This is a genomic window from uncultured Nocardioides sp. (assembly GCF_947488025.1).
In the GTDB taxonomy this organism is placed as follows: Bacteria; Actinomycetota; Actinomycetes; order Propionibacteriales; family Nocardioidaceae; genus Nocardioides.
In genome coordinates, this window is the sequence record NZ_CANKYS010000002.1 from 212161 (window position 1) to 236628 (window position 24468).

The 24468-nt window shown below is 73.1% G+C and carries 24 protein-coding genes; 6 read left to right on the plus strand and 18 right to left on the minus strand.

Annotated features, from left to right (window positions below):
- Positions 1-4 precede the first annotated feature (4 nt).
- The 10 genes from ftsW to mraZ all read right to left on the minus strand — a co-directional run bounded on the left by ftsW (position 5) and on the right by mraZ (position 11279).
- On the minus strand, positions 5-1336 hold the full coding sequence (gene ftsW, locus Q1B24_RS04420; RefSeq protein WP_299923760.1) for a putative lipid II flippase FtsW: 1332 nt from the start codon (positions 1334-1336) through the stop codon (positions 5-7).
- Between the two features lie 29 nt (positions 1337-1365).
- Positions 1366-2910: a UDP-N-acetylmuramoyl-L-alanine--D-glutamate ligase gene (gene murD / locus Q1B24_RS04425; RefSeq protein ID WP_299923763.1), complete on the minus strand. Its 1545-nt coding sequence runs from the start codon at positions 2908-2910 to the stop codon at positions 1366-1368.
- The gene (mraY, locus tag Q1B24_RS04430) at positions 2903-4015 is read right to left on the minus strand and encodes a phospho-N-acetylmuramoyl-pentapeptide-transferase (protein WP_299923766.1); all 1113 of its coding nucleotides are present in this window, start codon (positions 4013-4015) and stop codon (positions 2903-2905) included. The genes murD and mraY overlap by 8 nt, the downstream gene beginning before the upstream one ends.
- Positions 4012-5412, minus strand: coding sequence for a UDP-N-acetylmuramoyl-tripeptide--D-alanyl-D-alanine ligase (gene murF, locus Q1B24_RS04435; RefSeq protein ID WP_299923769.1), 1401 nt, complete (start codon positions 5410-5412; stop codon positions 4012-4014). The genes mraY and murF overlap by 4 nt, the downstream gene beginning before the upstream one ends.
- Positions 5409-6962 carry a UDP-N-acetylmuramoyl-L-alanyl-D-glutamate--2,6-diaminopimelate ligase gene (locus Q1B24_RS04440; protein WP_299923772.1) on the minus strand — a complete coding sequence of 518 codons (1554 nt, stop codon included), beginning with the start codon at positions 6960-6962 and terminating at the stop codon, positions 5409-5411. The genes murF and Q1B24_RS04440 overlap by 4 nt, the downstream gene beginning before the upstream one ends.
- A gap of 17 nt (positions 6963-6979) precedes the next feature.
- Positions 6980-8758, minus strand: a complete 1779-nt coding sequence (locus Q1B24_RS04445; RefSeq protein WP_299923775.1) for a penicillin-binding protein 2 — start codon at positions 8756-8758, stop codon at positions 6980-6982.
- A gap of 94 nt (positions 8759-8852) precedes the next feature.
- Positions 8853-9413, minus strand: coding sequence for a hypothetical protein (locus tag Q1B24_RS04450; RefSeq protein WP_299923778.1), 561 nt, complete (start codon positions 9411-9413; stop codon positions 8853-8855).
- On the minus strand, positions 9410-10393 hold the full coding sequence (rsmH, locus tag Q1B24_RS04455) for a 16S rRNA (cytosine(1402)-N(4))-methyltransferase RsmH (protein ID WP_299923781.1): 984 nt from the start codon (positions 10391-10393) through the stop codon (positions 9410-9412). The genes Q1B24_RS04450 and rsmH overlap by 4 nt, the downstream gene beginning before the upstream one ends.
- A gap of 4 nt (positions 10394-10397) precedes the next feature.
- Positions 10398-10559, minus strand: a complete 162-nt coding sequence (locus Q1B24_RS04460; protein WP_268112445.1) for a hypothetical protein — start codon at positions 10557-10559, stop codon at positions 10398-10400.
- 291 nt (positions 10560-10850) lie between these two features.
- Positions 10851-11279, minus strand: coding sequence for a division/cell wall cluster transcriptional repressor MraZ (gene mraZ / locus Q1B24_RS04465; protein WP_056607086.1), 429 nt, complete (start codon positions 11277-11279; stop codon positions 10851-10853).
- A 379-nt stretch (positions 11280-11658) separates the two neighbouring features.
- Between mraZ and Q1B24_RS04470 the strand changes: the two genes are divergently transcribed.
- From Q1B24_RS04470 to Q1B24_RS04480, 3 genes are read left to right on the plus strand one after another with little or no spacing between them, the layout of a single operon-like run.
- The gene (locus Q1B24_RS04470; RefSeq protein WP_299923799.1) at positions 11659-12666 is read left to right on the plus strand and encodes a MoxR family ATPase; all 1008 of its coding nucleotides are present in this window, start codon (positions 11659-11661) and stop codon (positions 12664-12666) included.
- Entirely contained in the window at positions 12659-13927 is a 1269-nt protein-coding gene (locus Q1B24_RS04475) for a DUF58 domain-containing protein (RefSeq protein WP_299923802.1), read from the plus strand. Before Q1B24_RS04470 ends, Q1B24_RS04475 begins: the two co-directional genes overlap by 8 nt.
- Positions 13924-16290 carry a DUF3488 and transglutaminase-like domain-containing protein gene (locus Q1B24_RS04480; RefSeq protein ID WP_299923805.1) on the plus strand — a complete coding sequence of 789 codons (2367 nt, stop codon included), beginning with the start codon at positions 13924-13926 and terminating at the stop codon, positions 16288-16290. The genes Q1B24_RS04475 and Q1B24_RS04480 overlap by 4 nt, the downstream gene beginning before the upstream one ends.
- Before the next feature lie 170 nt (positions 16291-16460).
- On the opposite strand, the gene Q1B24_RS04485 is transcribed toward Q1B24_RS04480, so the two are convergent.
- The 6 genes from Q1B24_RS04485 to Q1B24_RS04510 form a co-directional block, all read right to left on the minus strand.
- Entirely contained in the window at positions 16461-16898 is a 438-nt protein-coding gene (locus Q1B24_RS04485; RefSeq protein ID WP_299923808.1) for a DUF3040 domain-containing protein, read from the minus strand.
- 90 nt (positions 16899-16988) lie between these two features.
- Entirely contained in the window at positions 16989-18158 is a 1170-nt protein-coding gene (gene dinB / locus Q1B24_RS04490) for a DNA polymerase IV (protein ID WP_299923811.1), read from the minus strand.
- 24 nt (positions 18159-18182) lie between these two features.
- Positions 18183-18977 carry a methyltransferase domain-containing protein gene (locus Q1B24_RS04495; protein WP_299923814.1) on the minus strand — a complete coding sequence of 265 codons (795 nt, stop codon included), beginning with the start codon at positions 18975-18977 and terminating at the stop codon, positions 18183-18185.
- Between the two features lie 71 nt (positions 18978-19048).
- A complete protein-coding gene (locus Q1B24_RS04500) occupies positions 19049-19489 on the minus strand; it encodes an SAV_6107 family HEPN domain-containing protein (RefSeq protein WP_299923817.1) in 441 nt (146 codons plus the stop codon).
- Positions 19490-19501: 12 nt separating this feature from the next.
- Entirely contained in the window at positions 19502-19825 is a 324-nt protein-coding gene (locus Q1B24_RS04505) for a DUF6504 family protein (protein ID WP_299923820.1), read from the minus strand.
- A 191-nt stretch (positions 19826-20016) separates the two neighbouring features.
- On the minus strand, positions 20017-20484 hold the full coding sequence (locus Q1B24_RS04510; protein WP_299923823.1) for a hypothetical protein: 468 nt from the start codon (positions 20482-20484) through the stop codon (positions 20017-20019).
- A 48-nt stretch (positions 20485-20532) separates the two neighbouring features.
- On the opposite strand from Q1B24_RS04510, the gene Q1B24_RS04515 reads away from it, so the two are divergent.
- From Q1B24_RS04515 to Q1B24_RS04525, 3 genes are read left to right on the plus strand one after another with little or no spacing between them, the layout of a single operon-like run.
- The gene (locus tag Q1B24_RS04515; protein ID WP_299923825.1) at positions 20533-21006 is read left to right on the plus strand and encodes a YbaK/EbsC family protein; all 474 of its coding nucleotides are present in this window, start codon (positions 20533-20535) and stop codon (positions 21004-21006) included.
- Between the two features lie 13 nt (positions 21007-21019).
- The gene (locus Q1B24_RS04520; RefSeq protein WP_299923828.1) at positions 21020-21625 is read left to right on the plus strand and encodes a DUF4126 domain-containing protein; all 606 of its coding nucleotides are present in this window, start codon (positions 21020-21022) and stop codon (positions 21623-21625) included.
- 19 nt (positions 21626-21644) lie between these two features.
- On the plus strand, positions 21645-22955 hold the full coding sequence (locus tag Q1B24_RS04525; RefSeq protein ID WP_299923831.1) for an FAD-dependent oxidoreductase: 1311 nt from the start codon (positions 21645-21647) through the stop codon (positions 22953-22955).
- Here the strand turns inward: Q1B24_RS04525 and Q1B24_RS04530 are convergent.
- Together Q1B24_RS04530 and metF are read right to left on the minus strand one after the other, a co-directional pair.
- The gene (locus Q1B24_RS04530) at positions 22949-23557 is read right to left on the minus strand and encodes an SIMPL domain-containing protein (RefSeq protein ID WP_299923834.1); all 609 of its coding nucleotides are present in this window, start codon (positions 23555-23557) and stop codon (positions 22949-22951) included. The two genes, Q1B24_RS04525 and Q1B24_RS04530, sit on opposite strands and share 7 nt — an antisense overlap.
- A gap of 7 nt (positions 23558-23564) precedes the next feature.
- The gene (gene metF / locus Q1B24_RS04535; RefSeq protein ID WP_299923837.1) at positions 23565-24455 is read right to left on the minus strand and encodes a methylenetetrahydrofolate reductase [NAD(P)H]; all 891 of its coding nucleotides are present in this window, start codon (positions 24453-24455) and stop codon (positions 23565-23567) included.
- Positions 24456-24468: the final 13 nt, after the last annotated feature.

The window sequence follows — 24468 nt, forward strand, 5'->3', positions numbered from 1 at the left end:
AAATCTAGCGAGCGGGACCCGCGGACAGACCGGCGGAGCGGTTGCGTCGGCGCGCCGCCAGCGCGGCCGCGGCCTCGGGCTCGCGGCGCGCGAAGCCGATCACGAGACCCAGGGCCACGAGGGAGGGCAGCAGCGCCGACCCGCCGTAGGACACGATCGGGAGCGGGATGCCGATGACCGGCAGGACGGCGAGCACCATGCCGACGTTGATCATCATCTGGCCGAGCAGCCACACCACGATGCCGAAGGTGGCGTAGCGGACGAACGGGTCCTCGGTGCTGAGGGCGACACGGACCGCGGCGTAGGCGATCGTGAAGAACAACCCGATGACGAGCAGCGTGCCGACGAGGCCGAGCTCCTCCCCCAGCACCGCGAAGATGAAGTCGGTGTGCGCCTCGGGCAGGTCGCCCCACTTCTGGGCGGAGGCGCCGATGCCCTGGCCGAACCAGCCACCGCTCGACAGGGCGTAGAGACCGTGGGCCGGCTGCCAGCCCGCGTCGGTGTAGTCCTTGAACGGGTCGGTGAAGTTGGTGATGCGCTCGAGCCGCTCCGGGTCGGTGGCGGCGAGGGCGACGGCGGCGACGCCGAGCACCGACAGGCTGAGCCCGAAGAGCCTCAGGGGCGCCCCGACCACCCACAGCATGCCGAGGAGGATGGCCGCCAGCACCATCGCGGTGCCGAGGTCGCGGCCGACCAGCACGAGGGCGATGACGGCGAAGAGCCCGGGCACGACCGGCACCAGCAGGTGGTGCAGCTCGCGCAGCCGGCGCTCCTTGTGGGCGTAGATGTTGGCGGCCCACAGCACGATCGCGAGCTTCGCGATCTCGGCGGGCTGGATGTTGACCGGACCGAGGGCGAGCCAGTTCTTGTTGCCGTTGACCAGCACGCCGAACTGGGCGACGAGGGCGAGCAGCACGAGGGCCACCAGGAAGCCCGGGTAGGCGAGCCTGCGGACGTGCCGCACCGGGATCCGGGACGCGATCCACGCCGCGGGCAGCCCGAGCGCGACCCACAGCAGCTGACGCTTCACCACGGCGTAGGAGTCGTCGTAGGTGAGGTAGGAGCGCACACTGGACGCGCTGAGCACCATGATCAGGCCGATGGTGAGCAGCAGGGCCGACGAGCCGAGCAGCAGGTAGTAGGACGCGAGCGGCTTGTCGAGCGCCTCGCGGACCGAACGCAGGCCCGCGACGAGTCCCGACCCGAGCGGTGGACGCCGGACCCCGGCCGTCCCGCCGCCCTGATGGGGCTGGTGGGGCTGGTGGGGCTGCGCGGACTGCGGCTCCAGCGACGGGCCGACGTCCAGGCCGACTCCTCCGGGGTTCGCGGTGGTCATCGTCGCGGCTCCCCTCGGGTCGGTGGCTGCTAGTCGCTGTCGGGCTGGTCTGGGTGGCGGGGCTGGTCGGTGCGGGTGATGTGCGCGTGGACGGCGGCCGCGAACGCGTCGCCGCGGGCGCCGTAGTTGGCGAACATGTCCATGGAGGCGCACCCCGGCGCGAGCAACACCGTGTCACCGGACCTGGCGAGCCCGGCGGCCGCGTCGACCACGCGCTCCATCGGATCCCCAGTCTCGTCGGCGCCCACATCGATGACCGGCACATCGGGCGCGTGTCGCGAAAGAGCGTCGGCGACGACCTGCCGGTCGCGTCCGAGCAGCACGACGCCGCGAAGCCGGCCGCGCACGGCGGCGACGAGGTCGTCGAACCGGGCGCCCTTGGCGAGCCCGCCCGCGATCCACACGATGTCGTCGTACGCGGACAGCGAGGACTGGGCGGCGTGGGGGTTGGTGGCCTTCGAGTCGTCGATCCACGTGACGCCGGCGGCCTCGGCGACGTGGGCGATGCGGTGGCCGTCGGGACGGAAGGCGCGCAGGCCGTCACGCACGGCCTGCTGGCTGACGCCGTGGGCGCGGGCCAGCGCGGCCGCGGCCAGGGCGTTGGCGACGAAGTGGGGTGCGGGCGACGCGAGGTCGCCCAGCGTGCACAGCTCGGCGGCGCTGGTCGCCCGGTCCTCGATGAACGCGCGGTCCACGAGGAGGTCCTCGACGACGCCGAGGTCGCCCGGGGCCGGCGTGCCGAGGGTGAAGCCGACGGCCCGGGCGCCCTCGACGACGTCGGCCTCGCGGACCATGTCCTCGGTGGCGGGGTCGGCGAGGTTGTAGACGCAGGCGAGCTGCACGCCGTCGTAGACGCGGGCCTTGTCTGCCGCGTAGACCTCCATGCCGGTCCGGGCGCCCGGGTCCACGCCTGCGCCCGGCTCGTCGTCGTACCAGTCGAGGTGGTCCTCGGCGATGTTGAGCACCACGGCCGACTCCGCGGCCATCGAGCGCGTGTAGTGGAGCTGGAAGCTGGAGAGCTCGACGGCCATCACGTCGTAGGGCTCGGGGTCCATCACCGCCTCGACGATCGGCAGACCGACGTTGCCGACCGCGACGGCGCGGAGCCCGGCGGCGGTGAGGATGGACTGGAGCATCTGTACCGTCGTGGTCTTGCCGTTGGTGCCGGTGACGGCCAGCCACGGCGCGGGGGCGTCGGGGTCGCGCAGCCGCCACGCCAGCTCGACCTCCCCCCACACGGGGATGTCGCGCTCGACGGCTTGGGCGAGGAGCGGCGCGGTGGGCTTCCACCCGGGCGAGGTGACCACGAGGTCGACGTCGTCGGGCAGCACGCCGGTCGCGCCCGGCTCGAGCCGGACTGTCGCGCCCAGCGTCTCGAGGAGCTGCGCCTTCTCCGCCTTCTCCTCGCTGGTCGACTCGTCGAGCGCCGTCACCTGCGCGCCGAGGAACAGCAGGTTGTCGGCGGCCGCGAAGCCGGAGACGCCGAACCCGGCGACGACGACGCGTACGCCGGACCAGTCACTGGTGCGGCCGAGCTGCTCGACGTCGGGCGGGGTGCGCGGGGTGCTATCCAATGCCGGCGACCCACTCGGCGTAGAAGATGCCGAGGCCGGTGGCGACGGCGAGGCCGGTCACGATCCAGAAGCGGATCACGATCGTCACCTGCTCCCAGCCGAGCATCTCGAAGTGGTGGTGCAGCGGCGTCATGCGGAAGACGCGGTGCCCGGGCTGGATCTTGAAGACCGACCGCACGAGCCCGCTCGCGCGGCTGAGCTTGAAGACGGAGACCTGGATCATCACCGACAGGGTGATCGCCACGAAGAGACCGCCGATGATGACGAGCAGCAGCTCGGTGCGCGTCATGATCGCGAAGCCGGCCATCGCGCCGCCCAGCGCGAGGGACCCGGTGTCGCCCATGATGATCTGGGCGGGCGAGGCGTTCCACCACAGGAAGCCGAAGCAGGCGCCGGTGATGGCCGCGGCGACGACGGCGAGGTCGAGCGGGTCGCGGACCTCGTAGCACTTGGGTCCGGCCTCGAGCGCGCACGACTGGCTGTTCTGCCAGATGTTGACCAGCGTGTAGGCGGCGAAGACCAGGATCGAGGCGCCCGCCGCGAGCCCGTCGAGCCCGTCGGCGAGGTTCACCGCGTTGCTGGCGCCGGTGACGATGAGCCAGATCAGCAGGATCGCCAGGAACGTCGGGAGCGCGAAGCCCTCGTAGTCGCGGATGAAGGACAGGTGGTTGGACGCCGGTCGCCAGCCGCGCTCGTCCTCGAGCACCGGGGACAGCGCGAGGAACCCGAAGACCAGCCCGACGACAGTCTGGCCGATCATCTTGGCGCGGCTGCGCAGGCCGAGGTTGTGCTGCCGGCTCACCTTGAGGAAGTCGTCGAGGAAGCCGACCGCGCCGATGCCCACCAGCAGGAACAGCAGCAGCAGCGCCGAGGCGGTCGGGGCGGTCTGGGTGATCAGCTTGGCCGCGAAGTAGCCGATGACCGTGGCGAGGATGATCACCGCCCCGCCCATGGTGGGCGTGCCGCGCTTGACGTGGTGGGTGGTGGGTCCGTCGTCGCGGATCGGTTGGCCGAATCCCTGCCGGGTGAAGAACCTGATGGCGTAGCGCGTGCCGAGCAGGGAGATCAGCAGGGAGAGGCCTCCTCCGAACAGGATGGCTCTCATGCGGTGCTTCCTTCCTTGCCGCTCCCGGTCAGGTCGTCGGCGATCAGTTCCAGCGCCGCCCCCCGCGATGCCTTCACCAGGACGACATCAGCAGCCGAGACATTGTGCCGCAGCCAGTCGGCGGCTTCGTCACGCCCCGCCGTGGTCCTGCTCACTCCCCCACCTCCGACGGCGGCGAAGCCGTCCGCGATCCCGGCCGCGTCGTCACCCACGGCCACCAGCACGTCGACCCCGGAGCGGGCGGCGTAGGCCCCGACCTCCCGGTGGGCCTCGGCCGCACCGTCGCCGAGCTCCAGCATCTGCCCCAGCACGGCGACCGTACGCCGACCGGTGCGGGCGCCGATGCCCGCGAGCGTCTCGAGCGCGGCGCACATAGACTCGGGGTTGGCGTTGTAGGCGTCGTTGAGCACGACGAGCCCGTCGGGGCGCTCGGACAGCTCCATGCGCCAGCGACTGGCCGGGACGGCGTCGGCGAGCGAGTCGGCCACGGTGTCGAGGTCGAGCCCGGCGGCGAGGGCCATGGCGGCAGCAGCGGCTGCGTTGCGCCACTGGAAGGCGCCGACCTGGGCGAGGTGGACGGTGGCGCCGGAGCCGCGGTGGGCCAGCTCGAAGGACTGGCGGCCCAGCTCGTCAGTGGTGACCTCGCTGACGGCGACGTCGGGGGTGCGGCCGTCCGCAGCCGCACCGAAGGTGACGACCTGCGCCGCGGTGCGCGTGGCCATGGCGGCCACGAGGTCGTCGTCGGCGTTGAGCACGGCGGTGCCGTCGGCGGGCAGCGCCTCGACGATCTCCCCCTTCGCCGCTGCGATCGCCTCGCGGCTGCCGAACTCACCGATGTGGGCCGTGCCGACGTTGAGCACCGCGGCGACCCGGGGCGGGGCGATGGCGCAGAGCTCGGCGACGTGGCCGACGCCCCGCGCACCCATCTCGACGACCAGGTAGCGCGTGTCGGGCGTCGCCCGCAGCACGGTCAACGGCACGCCGAGCTCGTTGTTGAAGTTGCCGCGCGTGGCGATCGTCGGCCCGGCCTCCGACAGCAGGTGGGCGAGGTAGTCCTTCGTGCCGGTCTTGCCCTGGGATCCGGTCATCGCCAGCACCACGGTGTCGGGCAGCCGGTCCACGACGTGGCGGGCGAGCAGCCCCAGCGCCGCGGTCACGTCGTCGACGACGACGGTGGGCAGGTCGGTGGGTCGGCTGCCCAGCGCCGCGGCCGCACCGGCCGCACCGGCTGCGGCTGCCAGGTCGTGGCCGTCCACGCGCTCGCCGGCGATCGCCACGAACAACCCACGCGCCTCCGGCGTACGGGTGTCGACGAACGCGCCCCCGCTGACGACCGCCTCGCCGTGAGCGGTGCCGCCGACGACCTCGGCGATCTCGTCCAGGGTCATCTCGATCATGCGTCGCTCCCGGTCCGGTCCGTGCCGTCGTGACCGGCACCCAGCGCGGCGACCTCCTCCGCGGCGACGACCCGGTCGTCGAAGGGGTGGACCACGTCGCCGACCTCCTGCCCGGACTCGTGGCCCTTGCCGGCGATCAGCACGACGTCGCCGGGTCGCGCGCGGCGGAGGGCCTCACGGATCGCGAGCCGGCGGTCGCCGACCTCGACGACCTCCGCCGGACCCTGGGCGCCGGCCAGGACCGCGGCGCGGATCGACGCGGGGTCCTCGGTGCGGGGGTTGTCGTCGGTGACCACCACGACGTCGGCGAGACGTGCGGCGATCTCGCCCATCACCGGACGCTTCACGGTGTCGCGGTCGCCGCCCGCGCCCACCACGACCACGACCTGCCCGTCGGTCAACGGGCGCAGCGTGGCCAGCACGGCCTCGAGCGCGTCGGGCTTGTGGGCGTAGTCGACGACCACGGTGAAGTCCTGCCCGGCGGAGACCTGCTCCAGCCGTCCCGGCACCCCGCCCACCCGGGCGATGCCGTCGGCGACCTGCCGGGCGTCGAGCCCGGCGAGCGCGGCCGAGGCGATCGCGGCCAGCGCGTTCGAGACGTTGAACTCGCCCGGGACGTGGACCTCCGCGCGCAGCTCGACGCCGGGGCCGAGCACGGTGAAGGTCGCGCCGCCCGCGGTCAGGTCGACGTCGACCGCCCGCCAGTCGGCGTCGGCGCCGCGGGAGGAGTACGTCGACATCGGGATGCCGGCGACGTCCAGCAGGCGACGGCCGAACTCGTCGTCGACGTTGGTCAGCCCGACCCGCGCCCGCTCCGGGGTGAAGAGACCGGCCTTCGCGGCGAAGTAGTCGTCGAGGTCGGCGTGGAAGTCGAGGTGGTCGCGACCGAGGTTGAGGAAGGTCGCGACGTCGAAGACGACGCCGTCGACCCGGCCGAGCACGAGGGCGTGGCTGGAGACCTCCATCGCACAGGTGTCGACGCCGCGCTCGCGCATCACCGCGAAGAGGCCGTGCAGGTCCGGTGCCTCCGGCGTCGTGAGCTGGGTCTTCACGTCCTCCCCCGCGATCCGGGTGCCCACGGTGCCGATGACGGCCGAGGTGACCCCGGCCTCGGTGAGCCCCTGCTCGAGCACGCGGGTGGTGGTGGTCTTGCCCTGGGTGCCGGTGACGCCTATGACGCGCAGGCCCGTCGCCGGCTCGCCGTAGATCCGGGCGGCGAGGCGGCCGAGGACACGGCGCGGGTCGGGCACCACGACGGCCGGCGTGCCCGCGGGCAGCCGGTCGAGGCCGGCCGGGTCGGTCAGCACGGCGACGGCGCCGGCCGCGACGGCCTGGGGTGCGAAGTCGGCTCCGTGGGCGCGGGCGCCCGGCAGGGCGGCGTACAGGTCACCGGGCCGGATGCGTGCGGTGCTCAGCGAGATCCCGGAGACGGCGACGCCGAGGTCGCCGTGGACGGTCACGTCGGTCGCGGCCGAGAGCCACTGGGCGAGCTCGGTCGCAGGGGTCGACGGGACCCGCTGGGGTCGCGCCGCACTCACAGGCTCGTGCACCGACCGAGCGTATCGAGTCACCACTCGACGGGCAGGCGCGACGGCTTGCCGTCGGTCGGCTCGACGCCGTAGCGGCCCAGGACGTAGCCCATGATCCGGGAGAAGACCGGACCGGCGATCGAGCCGCCGCCCCCGTCGACCTTGGGTGCGTGGACGACGACGTAGACGGTGAAGCGGGCGTCGTCGGCGGGCGCGAAGCCGCCGAAGGACACCGACGTGCTGCCGTCGTAGCCGGTGCCGTCGCTGGCGACGCGCTGGGCGGTGCCGGTCTTTCCGGCCACGAGGTAGCCGGGCACCTGCGCGGCGGGCGCCACGCCGTCCTCGGGGTCGACCACCTTCTCCATCATGCGGGCGGTCGCCCGGGCGGCCTGCTTGCTGACGACCCGGGTGCGGGTGGCGACGTCGGTGCCGACGGTGACCCCGTCGTCGGTGACGGCAGAGCCGGCGATGAGGCTCGGTGAGACCCGCACGCCCCCGTTGGCGACCGTGTTGACCGCCGCCGCCATCTGGGCGACGTTGACCGACAGGGACTGGCCGAAGGCGACGCGGTCCTTGGTCTGCGAGGTCATCGCCTCGCCCGGCGTGAGGATGCCCGGGGTCTCGCCGCGTACGCCGACGTCGGTGCGCTGGCCGAGGCCGAACTTCTGCAGGTAGGTGACCAGCTCGACCGGGGAGAACGCGTCGGCGGCGAGCACGGTGCCGATGTTGGACGACTTGGCGATGATGCCCGCCAGCGTGAGCCGGATGGTGCCGTGGTCGAACCAGTCACCGATCACCCGATCCTGGCGCGCGAGGTTGGGCGGCACCTTGAACCGCTGGCGCGGGAACGCCTTGCCGGCGTCGATGAGGGAGGCAGCGGTGAGCACCTTCTCCACCGAGCCGGGCTCGTAGGTGTCGCTCATCGCGCGCGAGCCGAGGTCGTCCTGGTCGGCCTCGGTGGGCGCGTTGGCGTCGAAGGTGGGCACGTCGGCGAGCGCGAGGATCTCACCGGTGCGGGTGTCCATGACGACAGCGGCGCCGCTCTCGGCGCGGTACTGCCGCACCGACTGGGCGAGAACCTTCTGGGTGAACCACTGCAGGTCGCGGTCGATGGTCGTGCGCAGGGGCGCGCCGTTCTGCGCCGCCTTCAGCGTGCTCTCGCGCAGCGGGATCCGGACGCCCTTGCCGGAGTTGGACTGCCACGTGGCCTCGCCGTCGACGCCGGCCAGCTGCTCGTCGAAGGTGCGCTCGAAGCCGCCGAGCGGCTCGTCGGTGCCCATGTAGCCGAGCAGGTTGGCGGCGACGTCGCCGGAGGGGTAGGAGCGGATCGGGTCGTCCTGGAGGCTGATGCCGGTGAAGCCGGCCTCGTCGAGGGCCGCGAGCGTGTCGCCGGCGAGGGTGCTGGGCACCCGTCGGGCGACGTACTCGTAGCGGCTGCCCTCCTTGCGACCGCGCAGCGCCGTGAGGGTCTTGAAGTAGTCGACCGAGAGCCGCTCGGAGAGCAGGCGCGCGAGCTCGGGCGCGCGGTCGGCCGTCAGGTCGGGGTCGGCGATGACCATCTTGCCCTTGACGGAGTCGGCCAGGGGTACGCCGTTGCGGTCGAGGATGTCGCCCCGCTCGGCCACGAGCGGGAGCCGCACCGCGCCCTCGGCGGCCGCGCGGACGGCGTAGGAGCGGGGGTCGACGCCCTGGAGCTGGACGAGCCGGGCGCCGAAGAAGGAGAGGACGATCGCGATGAGGACGAACCCGATGCGCAGTCGCAGCATCGGTGCGCCACGTGAGGCGCCGCGCTTGCCGGTGGCGCGGGTGCTCGGCACTGGTCTCCCTCAGTTCCCGGACGGTCCCCCTGCTGGGCCCGGCCTGCTCGACAAATCTAGGTGCGCGTCGCCGCGCAGCGGCGCGACCGCGCCGTCAGCGGTTGCGGTTCTTCCGCGGCTTCGCGCTCGTCACCCCGGGGTCCGTCGCCGCCTGCTCCTCGACCGTGGGTGCGGCGGGCACCTCGACGTACGTCGGCTCGGGCGCGAGGACCGCCGGCTTGATCGGCGCCGGCGGCTGCAGCTGGATGGCGTTCTCCGGCGTGGCCGGCGTCCGGACGCCGACGGTCTCGCCGGTCTCGAGGTCGAGGAACACCGGCGCCGACGGGATGACCATGCCCATGGCCTGCGCCTCGGTGGCCACGCGCTGCGGGTTGCGGAGCTCGTCGAGCTCCATCCGCAGCGTCTGCTCGCGGGCGGCGAGGGTGTCGGCCTCGGTCTCGAGCGCCGACGCGGTGAACGACGCCTGCTGCATGGAGGTGTTGAAGAGCAGGAGCCCGACGATGCCACCGACGAGGACGAGGCTCACCAGCGTCATGAACGGCACGCGCGGCGCGCGGGTCCGCACCCGGGGCACCACGGTGAGACGCGCCTTGTCGACCGCCTCCTGGGCGATGCGCGTGACCCGGGTCCGGGGTTGCAGGGCGGGACTGCTCATCGGGCGACTCCTGGGGAAGAGGGAGAGGAGGAGGACGGGAGGACGCGCTCGACGGCGCGCAGGCGGACCGAGGCGGCCCGGGGGTTCTCGGCGATCTCGTGCTCGTCGGCCTGCTCGGCTCCCCGGGTGACGAGCCGCAGGGCGGGCTCTGCGCCCTCGGGCACGAACGGCAGGTCCGGCGGCACGTCGAGCCGGGTGGCGTCGGCGAACGCCCGCTTCACCAGCCGGTCCTCCAGCGAGTGGTAGGACTCCACCACCACGCGGCCGCCGACCCCGATGGCCTCGATGGACTCCGGGATGGCGCGGCGCAGCACGGCGAGCTCGTCGTTGACCGCCATCCGCAGCGCCTGGAAGGTGCGCTTGGCCGGGTGGCCGCCCGTACGCCGGGCCGGAGCAGGGATCGTCGCGTAGAGCAGCTCGACGAGGTCGGCGCTGGTGGAGAAGGGCGTGGTGTCGCGCCGGCGGACCACCTCGCGGGCGATCCTGCTGGCGAACTTCTCCTCGCCGTACTCGCGCAGGATGCGGGTGAGCTCCTGTGCGGTGGCGGTGTTGAGCAGGTCGGCCGCGGTCCGGCCGGTCGTCGGGTCCATCCGCATGTCGAGCGGGGCGTCCTCGGCGTAGGCGAAGCCCCGGTCGCGGACGTCGAGCTGCATCGAGGAGACCCCGAGGTCGAAGAACACGGCGTCGACGTGGTCGAGGCCCAGCGACCCCATCACCTCGGGCAGCTCGTCGTACACCGCGTGCACGGCGGTGAAGCGGTCGCCGTGGGACGCGAGCCGCTCGCGGGACATGTCCAGGGCGGTCGGGTCACGGTCGATGCCGATGACCCGGGCGTGCGGCAGCCGCTCGAGGACCGCCTCGCTGTGGCCGCCGAGGCCGAGCGTGCAGTCGACGTAGACCGAGCCGGGTGCCTCGAGCGCAGGAGCCAGCAGGGCGACGACCCGGTCGAGGAGCACCGGGGCGTGGCGGGGAGTCGTCATCTGCTCAGCCCTGGGAGCCCAGGTGCGTCAGCAGCAGCAGGGCCAGCGCCAGGCCGCACGCCGTGGCGGCCGAGAAGGCGATCAGGGCAGCCGCCTCGCGCGCCTGGTCGCGCACCCGCAGCGGCGGTGCCGCTGCCGTGCGTCCCACAGGCTGGGTGGTGCTCATGGTCTCGACCCCACTCGTTGCTGCTCGGTGCTGCGGATGCGTGCTGGTGCTGGCTGCTGCGTGCTGGTGCTGGTGCTGGTGCTGGCTGGTGCTGATCGGTTGGCGGTGCGGCTGACACTCCCCGCCAAGTGGCACGGGGCGAGCCGCCGCACCAGGTCCCTGCCCGCTCCCCTGATGGGGAAAGGAAGCCCTCTGGTGCCGGGGAAGTGCCCCAGATGGCCACGCGAGGAGCGGGCTCGAGACCTGGTGATACGGGTCGCGATGTCAGCTGTGGAGTTGTCGGGTGCTGGCTCAGATGCCGGGGAAGACCTCGTCGCTGAGCTCGGAGAACTTCTGCTCCTGCTCCTCGGAGTAGGTCGCCCACGCGGTCGGGTCCCAGATCTCGATCCGGTTCATCGACCCGATGACGACGCACTCCTTGCGGAGCGAGGCGTACTCCCGCAGCGGTGCCGGGATGTTGATGCGTCCCTGCTTGTCCGGCACCTCCTGGCTGGCGGCGGCGAACAGCATGCGGACGTAGTCACGGGTGTTCTTCTGCGTGACCGGCGCCTCGCGGAGCCGATCGGTGAGCCTTCCGAAGTCCTCCAGCGACCAGACGGTGAGGCAGCGCTCCTGCCCCCTGGTCACCACGAGTCCCTCCGTCAGCTCGTCCCTGAACTTCGCCGGGAGGAAGAGCCGGCCCTTCTCGTCGAGCTTGGGCGTGTAGGTGCCGAAGAACATCCGGCACCTCCCCTGCTCGGCGGGCAGATCGACCCTGTCCCCCACTTCGCACCACAGTACTCCACTTCGCTCCACCGTCAACCAGATCCCGCGTGTTTCACGCACGAATTTCGGGCTGCTGACGGCAGGTCGGTACGTCGACGCCACCCGCGTCGGCACGCCCGGGTCCGCGCTCCTGAGCGTGGATCCACGCTCAGGACGGCCTCGATGGAGCGCCGGTGGGGAGAGCGGGGCACGAGTGGTGGAGCGAAGTGGGGGACGGCGGGTCGCCCGGGTGGGGGACGTCCGACGACGGCGGCGCCTCTCGCGCGATCGGGCGGGTATGTTGCGCGCACCACATACCGTGGTGGCGAGCACGCACGAGGGGACGGACAACAACGTGACGAGTGGGTCTTCCGGGCAGGCGCCCGACCTGGACACCGTGCGGCGGGTCACCGGCGCCGTACGCCACAACATCGAGCGCGTCATCGCCGGCAAGCCCGACGTCGTCAACGCCGCGCTCGTCGTCCTGCTCGCCGAGGGCCACCTCCTCATCGAGGACGTCCCCGGGGTCGGCAAGACCCAGCTCAGCAAGGCGCTCGCGCGCAGCATCGACTGCACCGTCGCGCGCATCCAGTTCACGCCCGACCTGCTGCCGTCCGACGTCACCGGCGTCTCGATCTTCAACCAGGACACCCGCGAGTTCGAGTTCCGCCCCGGCGGCGTCTTCGCCAACATCGTGGTCGGCGACGAGATCAACCGCGCCTCCCCCAAGACCCAGTCCGCGCTGCTCGAGGCGATGGAGGAGCGCCAGGTCTCCGTCGACAACGCGACCTACATGCTCGAGAAGCCGTTCATGGTCATCGCGACCCAGAACCCGATCGAGATGGAGGGCACCTACGCCCTCCCGGAGGCGCAGCGCGACCGCTTCATGGCGCGCGTCTCCGTCGGCTACCCCGTGGAGTCCGCGGAGATCGCGATGCTCGAGGGCCACACCGCGCACAACCCGCTCGACGACCTCGAGCCGGTCACCGACGCCGGGGAGATCCGCAAGGTCATCGAGATCGTCGGCCGCGTGCACGTGTCAACGGCCGTGCAGCGCTACGCCGTGGCGCTCACCACCGCCACGCGCACCAGCAACGACCTGCACCTCGGTGCCTCGCCCCGCGCGACGCTCCACCTCGTGCGGGCCGCCAAGGCCGTCGCCGCCACGCAGGGACGCGACTACGTGCTCCCCGACGACATCCACGGGATCACGTCCCCGGTCCTCGCCCACCGGCTGCTGCCCAACGTCGAGGCGACGATGAGCGGGCGCACCACCGCGGCGATCCTGTCCGGGATCGTCGAGTCGGTGCCCGTCCCCACGGCGTCCGACACCACGTCGATCCCCCGTGGCAGCCGTGCGTGAAGCGCTCGCTGCGCTGACCGTCCGCGGGCGGGCGTTCCTGGCCGCCGGCATCACCACCGTCGTGGCCGCGATCGTGGTCGGGCACTCCTCGGTGGTGCGCATCGGCGTCCTCGTGGCGGTGCTCCCGCTGCTCACCGCCTGGTGGGTGGGCCGCTCCCGCTACCGCCTCTCGCTCGTGCGCACGGTCTCCCCCCAGCTCGTCGTCGCCGGCCAGCCCGCCACCGTCGAGCTCACCGTCGCCAACGAGTCCCGCACGCCCACGGGGGTCCTGCTGCTCGAGGAGCGCCTCCCCTACGTGCTGGGTACCCGCCCCCGCTTCGTGCTCGAGGGACTCGGCCACGGGTGGCGCCGGCACGCGACCTACCAGGTGCGCTCGGAGCTGCGCGGGCAGTTCGACATCGGGCCGATGTCGGTGCGCGTGACCGACCCGTTCGGCTTCGTCGAGCTGGGTCGCACGTTCCACGCGACCACGCGGCTGACCGTCACCCCGCGCACCACTCCCCTGCCGAGCATCCCGCTGGGCGGGGCCTGGACCGGTTCGGGCGACAACCGCCCCCGCGCCTTCGCCAGCGGCAGCGCCGAGGACGTCACCGTCCGCGAGTACCGCCGCGGCGACGACCTGCGCCGCGTCCACTGGCGCAGCTCGGCGCGCGTCGGCGAGCTGATGGTGCGCCGCGAGGAGCAGCCGTGGCAGTCGCGCGCGACCGTCTTCCTCGACAACCGCGGCACCGCCCACCGGGGACAGGGCGCCGCCAGCTCCCTCGAGGGCGCCGTGTCCGCGGCCGCCTCGATCGCCATCCACCTGGCCCACCACGGCTACACCGTCCGACTGGTCACCGCCTCGGGCGACAGCCGCGAGACCGAGTGGCACTCCCACACCGCCGAGGCCAGCACCATCCCCCTCCTCGAGGCGCTCGCCGTGGTCCAGCTCGACCACTCCCCCGCGCCCGACACCCAGTGGCTCGCCGAGCCCGGTCACGGTGGACTGACGATCGGGGTCTTCGGCAGCCTCGGCGACGCCGACCTGCCGTTCCTCCGTCGCCTGCAGCACCACGCGTCGTCGAGCCTGGCCATCGCCCTCGACGTCGACGCCTGGGCGCCCCACCTGCCGGTCCAACCCGGCCCCGGGGCGGCCGCCCACCTGACCTCCACGGGGTGGCGCTCGATCACGCTCGGCCCGCGCGACCGCCTCGACACCGCCTGGCAGGAGCTCGGCCTGATGCAGAGCCGGGCCACCGCCACGTCGGGAGTCGCACGATGAGGTCCACGTGGAGCACGCTCCCCCACCAGCTGCGCATCGCCGGCATCGCGCTGCTCGCGGCGTGGACCACCGTGCTGTCGTGGCGGGTCCTCACCGAGGGTTTCGCCGAGGTCGCCATCCCCCTGCTCCTCATCGGCGTCGTCCTCGCCGGTGCGGGCGCCGTCGCCCGGTGGAGCCGGCTCCCGCTGCTGGCCGTCGTCAGCGGCCAGCTGGTGGTCGGCGCACTCCTCGTGCTTGGCACCACGACCGGTTCGCCCATCCCCACGCCCGACAACGTCGACGCCTTCATGGTTGCGCTGCGCGACGCGCTCGAGACCTCGCGCAGCTATGCCGCGCCCGTCCAGGTCGGCGTGCCCCCCGTCCACCCGCTCCTGCTCATCGGCGGCACGCTCGTCGTCCTGCTGGTCGACCTGATCGCCTGCACCCTGCGCCGCGCGCCGGTGTCCGGCCTCGTGCTGCTCGCCGCCTACACCCTGCCCGTCGCGGTCACCGGCGACGCCGTGTCGTGGTGGCTGTTCGCGGTGGTCGCGGCCCTGTTCCTCACCCTGGTCTTCATCCAGCACAGCGACCACGTCACCAGCTGGGGACGCGCACCCGACGGGGAGAAGGGCTCCTTCTCCGTGCGCACGGGTGCGATCGGCAACACCGCCCTGGCGCTCGGCGCGACCGCGATCGCGCTCGCGGTCGTCGTACCCGTCGCAGTCCCCACGATGAGCATGAGCGTCTTCGACGGGAACGGCCCCGGCACCCGCGAGGTCGAGGTGCAGGACCCGATGGTCGACCTGCGCCGCGACCTGCGCCGCGGCGAGGACATCCCGCTGCTGTGGGTCACCACGTCCGGCCCCCGTCCGACCTACCTCCGCATCTCGGTGCTCTCGCGGTTCAACGGGTCGCAGTGGACACCGGGCGACCGGGAGATCCCGGAGTCCCAGGCGGCGTCGGGCGCGCTGCCCCCGCTCGACGGAGTGGCCGTCGACGTGCCCCGTCGACAGTTCAAGTACGACGTGCGCGTCGGGCCCGACTTCGCGTCGTCCTGGCTCCCGACCGCTGCGCAGACGACCCGGATCGCAGCCGGCAGCGACTGGCGCTACGACCTCGACACCCGTGACGTCATCGCCGCCCGCGACGACGTCACGACGGCCGACAGCACCTACGACTACACCGGGGTCCAGCTGACCTACGACGCCGAGCGGATGAACTCCGCGGTGTCCGGCGCGGGCTCGGTGGCCGGCATCTTCACCGAGGTGCCCAGCAGCCTGAGCAACGAGATCCGCAGGCTCGCAGCGAGCGTCACCGCCGATGCGCCCACCCGCTTCCAGAAGGCGCAGGTGCTGCAGCAGTGGTTCCGTGAGGACGGCGGCTTCCGCTACGACATCAACCAGGTGCCGTCGGCGGGCGACGGCAGCGCCGACCTGCTCGCCTTCCTGAACGACCGGGTCGGCTACTGCGAGCAGTTCGCGGCCTCGATGGCGATCATGACGCGCGTCCTCGGCATCCCGAGCCGCGTCGCGGTCGGCTTCCTGGAGCCCGAACGCGCCACCAACGGCTCGTGGGAGTTCTCCTCGCGCGACCTGCACGCGTGGCCCGAGCTCTACTTCCCGGGGTCTGGCTGGGTGCGGTTCGAGCCCACCCCCCCGGCACGTGCCAGCCAGCCGCCGGACTACACCGAGGCCCAGATCGACCCGGTCCCCCAGGCGCCGACGCCGAGCGCCGGGCGCCCCGCGGAGGAGCTGCCCGACCGCGGCGAGGAGGCCGACGCCGTGGCCGCCGCCGATGAGACGGACGGCTCGTCCATCCCCTGGGTCCCCATCCTCGCCGGCCTGCTCGGCCTCGCGCTGGTGGCCCTGCTGCTCCTGACGCCCCGCCTGGTCCGTACGGCGCGACGCGGGCGCCGCCTCGACGGAGGCATCGAGGACCTCTGGGTCGAGCTGCGCGACGTGGCCCGCGACCTCGGCCACGCCTGGCCGGAGGGCCGCTCGCCGCGACGGGCCGGCGAGTGGCTCGGCCGTCTGCTCGCCACCCCCGTGCACGACGGCTCGCGGCCCGACCGTCCGCGCCGCGGGCGCGACCAGGCACCCGAGGCGGCGCAGGCCCTCGACCGGATCGTCGCGGCGCTCGAGCGCAGCCGCTACGCCCGCGACCCCGAGACCTTCACCGCCGAGGGCCTGGCCGGTGACCTCACCCTGGTCGAGGAGTCCCTCACCGCCGGGGTGACCTCGCGGGAGGCGCGCCGCGCCGCGTGGTGGCCCGCCTCGGTCGTGGGACGTCGTACCCGCCTCCGCCTCCGCACCCGCTCCGGCCGGGCCACGACCCCGACCACGGACCAGGAGTCCACCCGGACGGTCGACGAGCTCGTCGGCTGACCTGCAGCCCAAGGACGCCGACCGGGCACTTCCTGCCTGTTGTACGCGCCAGCGCCCCCTTCGGCGTACGAGGGAGGGACGCTGTGATGTCTCGAGGACGGGCAGGAACTGCCCAGTCAGGATCCAGGACGGGCAGGAAGTGCCCGGTCAGCGAACAGGCGGTGGGGGGTTCAGAAGCCGCGTTCGCGGCGGCGACGCCACCGCTCCTCCATACGCTCCATGAACGGACTGCCGGAGCGCTGACGCCGAGGCCGGTGCTGACGACCACCGTCGACGACACCGAGACCGGTGCGACCGGAGGCGCGCACCTTGGGGGTCACGTGACCCGGGCTCCGCGCCGAGGTGAGCGCCAGGATCGCGCCCGCGAGCATGACCACGAAGCCGAGGACGCCGACGACCGTCTGGAGCACGGCGGTGAGGTCGAGGAGCACCGCGACGATCAGCAGACCGATGCCGACGAGAAGGACCGCCCCGCCCAGGATCATCCGGCGGCGGGCGGCCCGTTGGAAGGACGTGCCACGCAGTGTGGAGGCGAGCTTGGGGTCTTCTTCGACGAGGGCGCGCTCCATCTGCTCGAGCATTCGCAGTTCTTCCTCGGAGAGCTCCACGGTTCCTCCTCCACCTTCTGCCGCAAGTCTAGGCACCCGCCCCCACCTACGGTAGGCGTCCCCGGAAAATTCACCCACCGCAGGTGGATCTCACCACAGGCTCGCCGGCCGGACGGCCGCGGCACCGAATCGGCGCGTCGCTCGGTCCACAGCACGGTCGGCCTCGGCCCATCCGTGCTCGGGCTCGCCGAGCACGAGCTGGCGGTGCACCGTCGCACGCGGCACGAGCCCCTCCACCCGTACGCCGACCAGCCGCACGCGCACGCGTCGGAGCCCCAGGGCGTCGTAGAGGTGGGTCACGGCGCGGTGCACCTCGACCGTGACGTCGGTGGCCTCGGACCTCGTGCGCGAGCGGGTGATCGTGGTGAAGTCGGAGAAGCGCACCTTGAGGGTGACGGTGCGCCCGGCCACTCCGGCCGCGCGCATGCGCCCGGTCACCCGGGCGGTCAGCCGCAACAGCTCGCGGACGATGACGTCGCGGTCGTCGGTGTCGCGCGCGAAGGTCTCGTCGGCCCCCATCGACCGCTCCGGTTCGTGTGGTCCGACGGTCGGCGAGAGATCACGACGGTCGGTGCCCCAGGCGAGGTGGCGGAGGTGGCGGCCGAGGTGGTCACCGAGGTCACGCTGCAGGGTCTGCAGCGGGGTGTGGGCGACGTCGCCCACGGTGAGCAGGCCGAAGCGGTGCAGGAGCGCCTGCGTCTTCTCCCCCACGCCGTAGAGCTCCCCGACGTCGAGCGGGTGCAGGAACGAGGCGACCTCGGCCGGGGGCACCACCACCACGCCGTCGGGCTTGGCACGCCTGCTCGCGACCTTGGCGACCGAGACCGACGCCGCGACCCCGACGGAGCACGTGATGCCCTGCTCGTCGTGGATGGTCGCGCGGAGACGCTCGGCGATCTCGGTGGGGGTGCCGAGTCGCCGCGTGGCGCCACGCACGTCGAGGAACGCCTCGTCGAGCGACATCGCCTCCACCACGGGGGTGACGTCGCGGAACGTCTCCATCACCGACGCCGAGACGCTCATGAACGTGGAGTAGTCGGGCGCGAGAACCACGACGTGCGGGCACAGCCGGCGGGCCCGCGTCATCGGCAGCGCCGAACGGAGGCCGTAGCGGCGCGCGACGTAGTTGGCGGCCAGCACGACACCGCGTCCATTCCCGCCCACCACGACCGGCTGGTCGACCAGGTCGGGGCGCTCCCGGAGCGCGACGGAGGCGTAGAACGCGTCCATGTCGACGTGCAGCAGCGGGGTGTCGGTCATCGCCGCCCCCCACCGGGGCGAGGGTCAGCGGCGCGCGGTGACGTGGAGCTGGGCAGCGAGGGGGAGGTATTCGGGGCGGGTGGCCACGGCCTTCTCGAGCTCGACCAGGGCCGCGGTCGCACCGGGCTCGAGGTCGAGCAGGCTCCCCGGCACGAGGTCGGCGAAGACGCGGACGGCGTGGACGGACTCCGGGCTGAGGCCGGCGCCGGCGAGCAGGTCGACGACCTCGTCGTGGGTGAAGCGGCGGCCGCTGCGCCCGACCGGGCCGGCCTGTCCGGCCTGCCCGTCGGCCGATCCGCCTGCCGGTCGGTGGGGAACGTCGTCGAGCAGCTCGCGCGCGGCCTGGAAGTGGCCGGCCATGGCACGCGCCACCACGGCGGCGTGTCGCTGGGCCACCAGCAGGCTGAGGTGGCCCCCGGGACGCAGCACGCCGGCGATCGAGGCGAGGGACGCCGCAGGGTCCTCGACCATCTCCAGCACGCCGTGGCACAGGACGAGGTCGACCTCGTCGACCAGGTCGGACAGGTCGGACAGGTCGCCCTGCTGGCCGGTGACGCGGTCGGCGACGCCGCGCTCGCGGGCACGCCGGTCGAGCGAGGCGAGGGCGTCGGGGCTCGGGTCGATGACCTGGACGGCGTGTCCGAGCTCGGCCAACGGGACGGCGAACCCACCGGTGCCGCCACCGATGTCGACGATGCGGGCCGGCTGCCCGTCGGCGACGTCGGCCTCGAGGAGTCGGCGTACGCCGTCCCAGACCACGCCGGTGCGGACGGACTGGCGGCGCTCGCTGGCAGAGGAGCGCGCGGTCGGCTGGGCCATGGGCGCCACCCTAGTGGCTCGGTCGCCACGTCCTCCTGGACGAGCGGGTCTGTCGACACCTCGCCCGGCTCTCAGGCGACGCTGGCGTGCGGAACCAGGCCGAGCGCCTGCTCGACCACGGCCAGGAACCGGTCGGCGTCGCGCACGAGGTCATCGGCCTCCCGTTCGGACACGGCGCGCGTCGACCCGGCCTCGGCGGCCGCCCGCTTGGCAGCGCCGGCCGCGAAGAAGCTCGCCCACTCCGACAGCTCGGGAGCCACCTCGGCGAGGAGCACCCACGCGTTCTTCTGCCGGCGACCCCGTGGCGCCGGACGGGCCCGGGCCGCGAGCAGCGCGGCTGCTGCGCACAGGGCGGCGACATGGGCACAGGCGTAGCGGGTCGGCACGTCACGTGCGGTGATCGCGTCGCGCAGCGAGGTCGCCGAGCGAGCGAGGTAGGAGTGGGCGCTGGCGGGGAGCAGGTGAGGCCCGGGGGCGGGCGCGAGCCCCGAGCGGGAGCCGGGTGCGGTCATGACCATCGGCCTTCAGTCCAGGCACCCGACGAGCTGCCAGCGCCCGTCGGTCCAGTCGAAGGAGAGGTCGAAGACGGCAACGGCCTGCGGGTCGCTCGGCTGACGACCGCCGAGCATGCCCCGGCCGGCCTCCACGCGCCACAGCTCGCGCCCGGCCACGAGGTCGGCGCCGCTCCCCGGGCGACCGGCCTCCGGTCCGCCCTGCCGCCACGGGCCCGCCTCCATCCAGTGCGCCACGACCGCGCGCACCTTCCACAGCCTGCCCCGCCACAGGAACTGGTCGGGGTCCTCCGCCTCGCCTCGTCGCACCTCGACGGGGTCGTCGTACTGCCTCATCGCGCCTCCTCGCACATCCGTCGACCCCGGGGCCGACCCGGGAGGCGGTGGGGGTCGAGGTCACGGCCACCCGGGTCGCATCGAACACGTGTTCGAACACCCAGAACGTTACTCCCTCCCACCGACAACCCGTCAAGAGCCGCACCCAGGGCCGTGGAGGACGGCGGGATCGCCCCGCGAGGAGAGGCGGGTCAGACGCGGCGCAGGTAGGCGGTGGTCTCGCGCTGCCAGAGGAAGAACGAGAGCACGACACCCTCGACGATCACGAGGGCCGAGAGCACCACGAAGATGGTCGGGAGCTGGGCGTCGAGGCACACCACGCCCACCAGCACACCGACACCGGCCGTGGCCGTGAGGACGGGACGGGTCCAGCCGTGCCCGCCGACGAAGAACGAGCCCAGCACGAGGACCAGCAGGCCGAAGCCGACGAACGCGACCACCGACAGGGCGACGAAGCCGGGGACGATGGGGCTCTCGCGCAGCTGCTCGATCCCGCCCTGGGCGAGGATCTCCTGCGCCGACGGGTTGCCCTCGGCCCACCCGAGGATCACCTCGTCGCGCATCAGCCAGATCAACAGCGTGATCACTCCCGACGTCGCGACGATCAGCCCCAGCACTCGCATGCTGTTGACCACGGATCCCGGCAGGTCGCGCGCCATCTGAAAACTCCCCTGAGCCTTGTCGTCGTTCGTCGCTAGGCTCGCATCATGTCGTCCGAGCACGCATCGATCACCTCATTTCGAGGCGACCTCACCCGACGCGGCGGCGCCGGTGACGTGGTCATCCTGCCCGACAGCGCCCACACGGCAGCACTCGCCGCGGCGGCGCTGGGGTGTGAGGTCGGCGCCATCGCCAACAGCCTGCTCTTCGACGGCGACGGCGAACCCGTCCTCATCCTCACCTCCGGCGCCCACCGGGTCGACACGGCGGCCGTGGCCGAGCGCATCGGCGTCAGCCGGCTCCGGCGCGCCGACCCCGACTTCGTCCGTCACCACACCGGGCAGGTCATCGGGGGTGTCTCCCCCATCGACCACCCGGCGCCGATCCGCACCTGGATCGACCCGTGGCTGCGCAGGCACGAGGTCGTGTGGGCGGCAGCCGGACACCCGGCTGCGGTCTTCTCGACGTCCTACGACGAGCTGGTGGCGATGACCGGCGCCGTCGAGGTCGAGGTGGACTGATGGAGACCCGCTGATGGACGCCCTGGCCATGACGTTCTCCAGCGGGTGGGCGAGCGGCGTCAACGCCTACCTCGTCGTGCTGGTGCTGGGCATCGCGGACCGGCTCGGGACCGTCGCGGAGATCCCCGACGTGCTGGGCCGGTGGGACGTGCTCGCCGCGGCGGGCTTCATGTACGCGATGGAGTTCGTCGCCGACAAGGTCCCCTACATCGACTCGACCTGGGACGCCATCTCCACCGCCATCCGGCCCACCGCCGGTGCGGTGATCGGTGTGCTGCTCGCCGGCGACGCCTCCTCGCTCGACCAGGCCGTGCTGGGCGTGGTCGGCGGCGGGACTGCCCTGCTCAGCCACCTCGCCAAGGCGGGCGGTCGGCTGGCCATCAACTCCTCGCCCGAGCCGGTGACCAACGTCGCGGCGAGCCTCACCGAGGACGCCCTCGTGCTCGGGGTGGTGTGGTTCTCCCTCGAGCACCCGCAGGCGGCTGCCGCGATCGCCGGCGTCCTGCTCGTGGTCGGCCTCGTCCTCCTGCTCGTGCTGGGTCGGCTGGCGCGCCGCGGCTGGCGGCGGTGGAAGAAACGGGACCGGGACACGCAGGAGCCCGTCCGCGACGTCGCATAGGGGCGCCTAGGGTTCCCTCGTGGCTCGCGTCGTGGTGGTCGGTGGCGGATTCAGCGGCATGGCTGCCGCTGCCCGGTTGGCCAGGCTCGGGCACGAGGTCACCCTCCTCGAGCGCTCCGAGCAGCTGGGGGGCGCGCTCACCACGGTGCGGCACGGCGACTTCGCATGGGACGCCGGGCCGACCAGCACACTGCTGCCCGCGGTCGTGCGCGACCTGTTCCGCAAGTCCGGTCGCCCGCTGGAGCGGGAGCTCGACCTCCAGCCGCTCGACGTGGTCCGCGAGCACCGCTTCGAGGACGGCTCGACCCTGCAGCTGCCCGGAGGGTCGCGGTCCGCCCAGCTCGCGGCGTTCGACGGCCTCGGCGCGGGCCTGGGCCGGCAGTGGGTCGACCACGTCGCGTCGTACGGCGAGACCTGGGAGGTCCTGCGCAAGGAGTGGTACGAGCGTCCCTTCGACGCCGACGTCGCTCCCCGCGAGATGCTGTCCCTGCTCGAGCGTCGGGAGTCGCTGCACAAGCGACTGCGCCGGGCGCTGCCTGACGACCGGCTCCGGCTGGTCGCCGGCCACCGGCTCGTGATGGACGGCCACGACCTGCGACAGGCTCCGGTGCTCGCCGGCGTCGACGTCTACCTCGAGCAACGCTTCGGGGCGTGGACCGTCCCCGGAGGGCTCGCCGCCCTCGGCGTGGCGATGGCCGACCGGCTCGCGCTGCGCGGCGTCACCGTGCTCACCGGCACCCCCGCCACCGACCTCGTCGTGCGGGACGGCCGGGTCGCTGCAGTGCAGACCCCGCGCGGCGAGGTCGACGCGGACCACGTGGTCGTCGCGATCGACCCGCGCCGCCTGCCGGCCCTGGCGACGTACGTCCGGCGCACGATGCCGGCCTTCCCGCCGGTCGTGAGCCACGTCGGGCTCGAGGGTGACGTGCCCGACCTGCCCCACGAGGTGGTGCTGCACGGCGACCCCCTGCTGGTGGTGCGCACCGGCGGTCGGGCTCCTGACGGTGCGGCGGCGTGGACGGTGCTGGCACGCGGCCGGATCGCGGAGGACGTGCTGACCGCGCTCGCGCGCCACGGGCTCGACGTGCGGGCCCAGGTGGTCGCCCGCGTCGACCGCACCCCGCGCGACCTCGTCGAGGCGTGGGGCGGGTCCCCGCACGGCGTGCTGTGGCAGGGCCCCCGCACGTCTCGCACCCGACTGGGCCCGCGGACGCCGATCGCGGGCGTGCTGGCCGCGGGCGCGCACGCCACCACCGGGTCGGGCCTGCCGTTCGCCGGGCTCAGCGCCGCGCTGGTGGCCGAGATGGTCGGCCGGGCGCCACGTCAGTAGGCCAGCTCCCACACCACGGTGACGGTCGTGGTGACCGAGGCCTCGCCCGGCTCGAGGCCGGCCGCGGTCGCGCTGGACAGCGCCATCCTGGGCATCGGCGTCGGTCCCCGGTGGACGTCTCCCTCGACGATGGACTGGACGGCGCCGAGCCCCGCACCCGCCATCCGGGCGAGCTGGGCGGCACGTTCTCGGGCGTCGTCGAAGGCCGCCTCCCGGGCCCGGTCCCCCGCGCCGTGGTCCTCGGTGACCTCCAGGGCCACCCCGTCGACCGCGAGCGCATCGCCGACCTCCCCGGCCAGCTCGCCCAGCAGGGCACCGGCGGCCGCCAGGTCGGGACACGCGACGGAGTAGGAGTGGCGGGACTCGTAGCCGGCCCCGCGCCCCTCGTGGTCCCGGGCCGGCCACACCGAGATACCGGTCGAGGCGACCCGGCGCTCCTCGGTGTGCCGGTGCGCGACCTCGACGACGGTGGCGGCCGCGCCGGCCATGGCCGCGTAGGCCTCGGCGACGCCGCTCCCCCGGGCGCAGGCCGCGAGCCTCACCACCGCGCTGTCCGGCACCACTGTCACGATCCCGGTCCCGGTCACGGTGACGGTCTGCACGCGCGCCTCAGACCGTGATCTGCAGGTTGGCGAAGATCTCGCGCGTCGCCTTGGACCGGTTGAGCGTGTAGAAGTGCAGGCCCGGCGCCCCGGCATCGAGCAGCGTCTCGCACAGCTCGGTCGCGATCGCGATGCCCTCGGCGCGCAGCCGCGCCGGGTCGTCGGCGTGGGGCGTCAGACGGGCCGTGATCTCCTCGGGCAGCTGCCGGCGGGACAGCTCCACCATCCGTTCCATCGAGCGGAGGTTCAGGATCGGCATGATGCCCGGGATGATCGGGAGGTCCGCCCCCACCGCCGCGGCCCGCTCGACGAGCGCGACGTAGTCGGAGGCCCGCAGCACCATCTCGGTCACCGCGAACTCCGCGCCGGCGTCGTACTTCGCCTTCAGCACGCGGGCGTCGTGGTCGAGGTCGGCGGCGTCGACGTGACCCTCGGGGAAGGCAGCGACGCCGATGCGCATGTCGGTCCGCGCCCGGATGAGGGCGACCAGCTCGTTGGCGTAGGTCAACCCGCCGTCCGTCGGGGTCCACGCCGTGCCGGGGCCACCGGGCGGGTCGCCCCGCAGCGCCATCACGTGGTCGACGCCGGCGCGCGCGAGGTCGGCGAGGATCGTCGTGAGCTCGTCGGTGGTGTGTCCCACGCAGGTCAGGTGGGCGACCGGGAGCAGGCCGGTCTCGCGAGCGATCCGCTCGGTGATCGCGACGGTGCGGTCGCGGGTCGTGCCGCCGGCGCCGTAGGTGACCGACACGAAGGTCGGGCCGTAGGGCTCGAGCTCGGTGATCGCCTGCCACAGCTGCTGCTCGCCGGCCTCGTCCTTGGGCGGGAAGAACTCGAAGGAGAAGGACCGGTCGCCGCGCGCCAACCGCTCGCGCATGCTCTGTCCCTGTGCGTGCGTCATGCGCAACAGCCTA

What these genes read in the sequence shown, in the direction of transcription:
- ftsW (WP_299923760.1), bottom strand. Translation starts at nt 1,336, where the DNA reads ATGACCACCGCGAACCCCGGAGGAGTCGGCCTGGACGTCGGCCCGTCG.
- mraY (WP_299923766.1), bottom strand. Translation starts at nt 4,015, where the DNA reads ATGAGAGCCATCCTGTTCGGAGGAGGCCTCTCCCTGCTGATCTCCCTG.
- murF (WP_299923769.1), bottom strand. Translation starts at nt 5,412, where the DNA reads ATGATCGAGATGACCCTGGACGAGATCGCCGAGGTCGTCGGCGGCACC.
- Q1B24_RS04450 (WP_299923778.1), bottom strand. Translation starts at nt 9,413, where the DNA reads ATGAGCAGTCCCGCCCTGCAACCCCGGACCCGGGTCACGCGCATCGCC.
- rsmH (WP_299923781.1), bottom strand. Translation starts at nt 10,393, where the DNA reads ATGACGACTCCCCGCCACGCCCCGGTGCTCCTCGACCGGGTCGTCGCC.
- Q1B24_RS04460 (WP_268112445.1), bottom strand. Translation starts at nt 10,559, where the DNA reads ATGAGCACCACCCAGCCTGTGGGACGCACGGCAGCGGCACCGCCGCTG.
- mraZ (WP_056607086.1), bottom strand. Translation starts at nt 11,279, where the DNA reads ATGTTCTTCGGCACCTACACGCCCAAGCTCGACGAGAAGGGCCGGCTC.
- Q1B24_RS04480 (WP_299923805.1), top strand. Translation starts at nt 13,924, where the DNA reads ATGAGGTCCACGTGGAGCACGCTCCCCCACCAGCTGCGCATCGCCGGC.
- dinB (WP_299923811.1), bottom strand. Translation starts at nt 18,158, where the DNA reads ATGACCGACACCCCGCTGCTGCACGTCGACATGGACGCGTTCTACGCC.
- Q1B24_RS04495 (WP_299923814.1), bottom strand. Translation starts at nt 18,977, where the DNA reads ATGGCCCAGCCGACCGCGCGCTCCTCTGCCAGCGAGCGCCGCCAGTCC.
- Q1B24_RS04500 (WP_299923817.1), bottom strand. Translation starts at nt 19,489, where the DNA reads ATGACCGCACCCGGCTCCCGCTCGGGGCTCGCGCCCGCCCCCGGGCCT.
- Q1B24_RS04505 (WP_299923820.1), bottom strand. Translation starts at nt 19,825, where the DNA reads ATGAGGCAGTACGACGACCCCGTCGAGGTGCGACGAGGCGAGGCGGAG.
- Q1B24_RS04510 (WP_299923823.1), bottom strand. Translation starts at nt 20,484, where the DNA reads ATGGCGCGCGACCTGCCGGGATCCGTGGTCAACAGCATGCGAGTGCTG.
- Q1B24_RS04515 (WP_299923825.1), top strand. Translation starts at nt 20,533, where the DNA reads ATGTCGTCCGAGCACGCATCGATCACCTCATTTCGAGGCGACCTCACC.
- Q1B24_RS04520 (WP_299923828.1), top strand. Translation starts at nt 21,020, where the DNA reads ATGGACGCCCTGGCCATGACGTTCTCCAGCGGGTGGGCGAGCGGCGTC.
- metF (WP_299923837.1), bottom strand. Translation starts at nt 24,455, where the DNA reads ATGACGCACGCACAGGGACAGAGCATGCGCGAGCGGTTGGCGCGCGGC.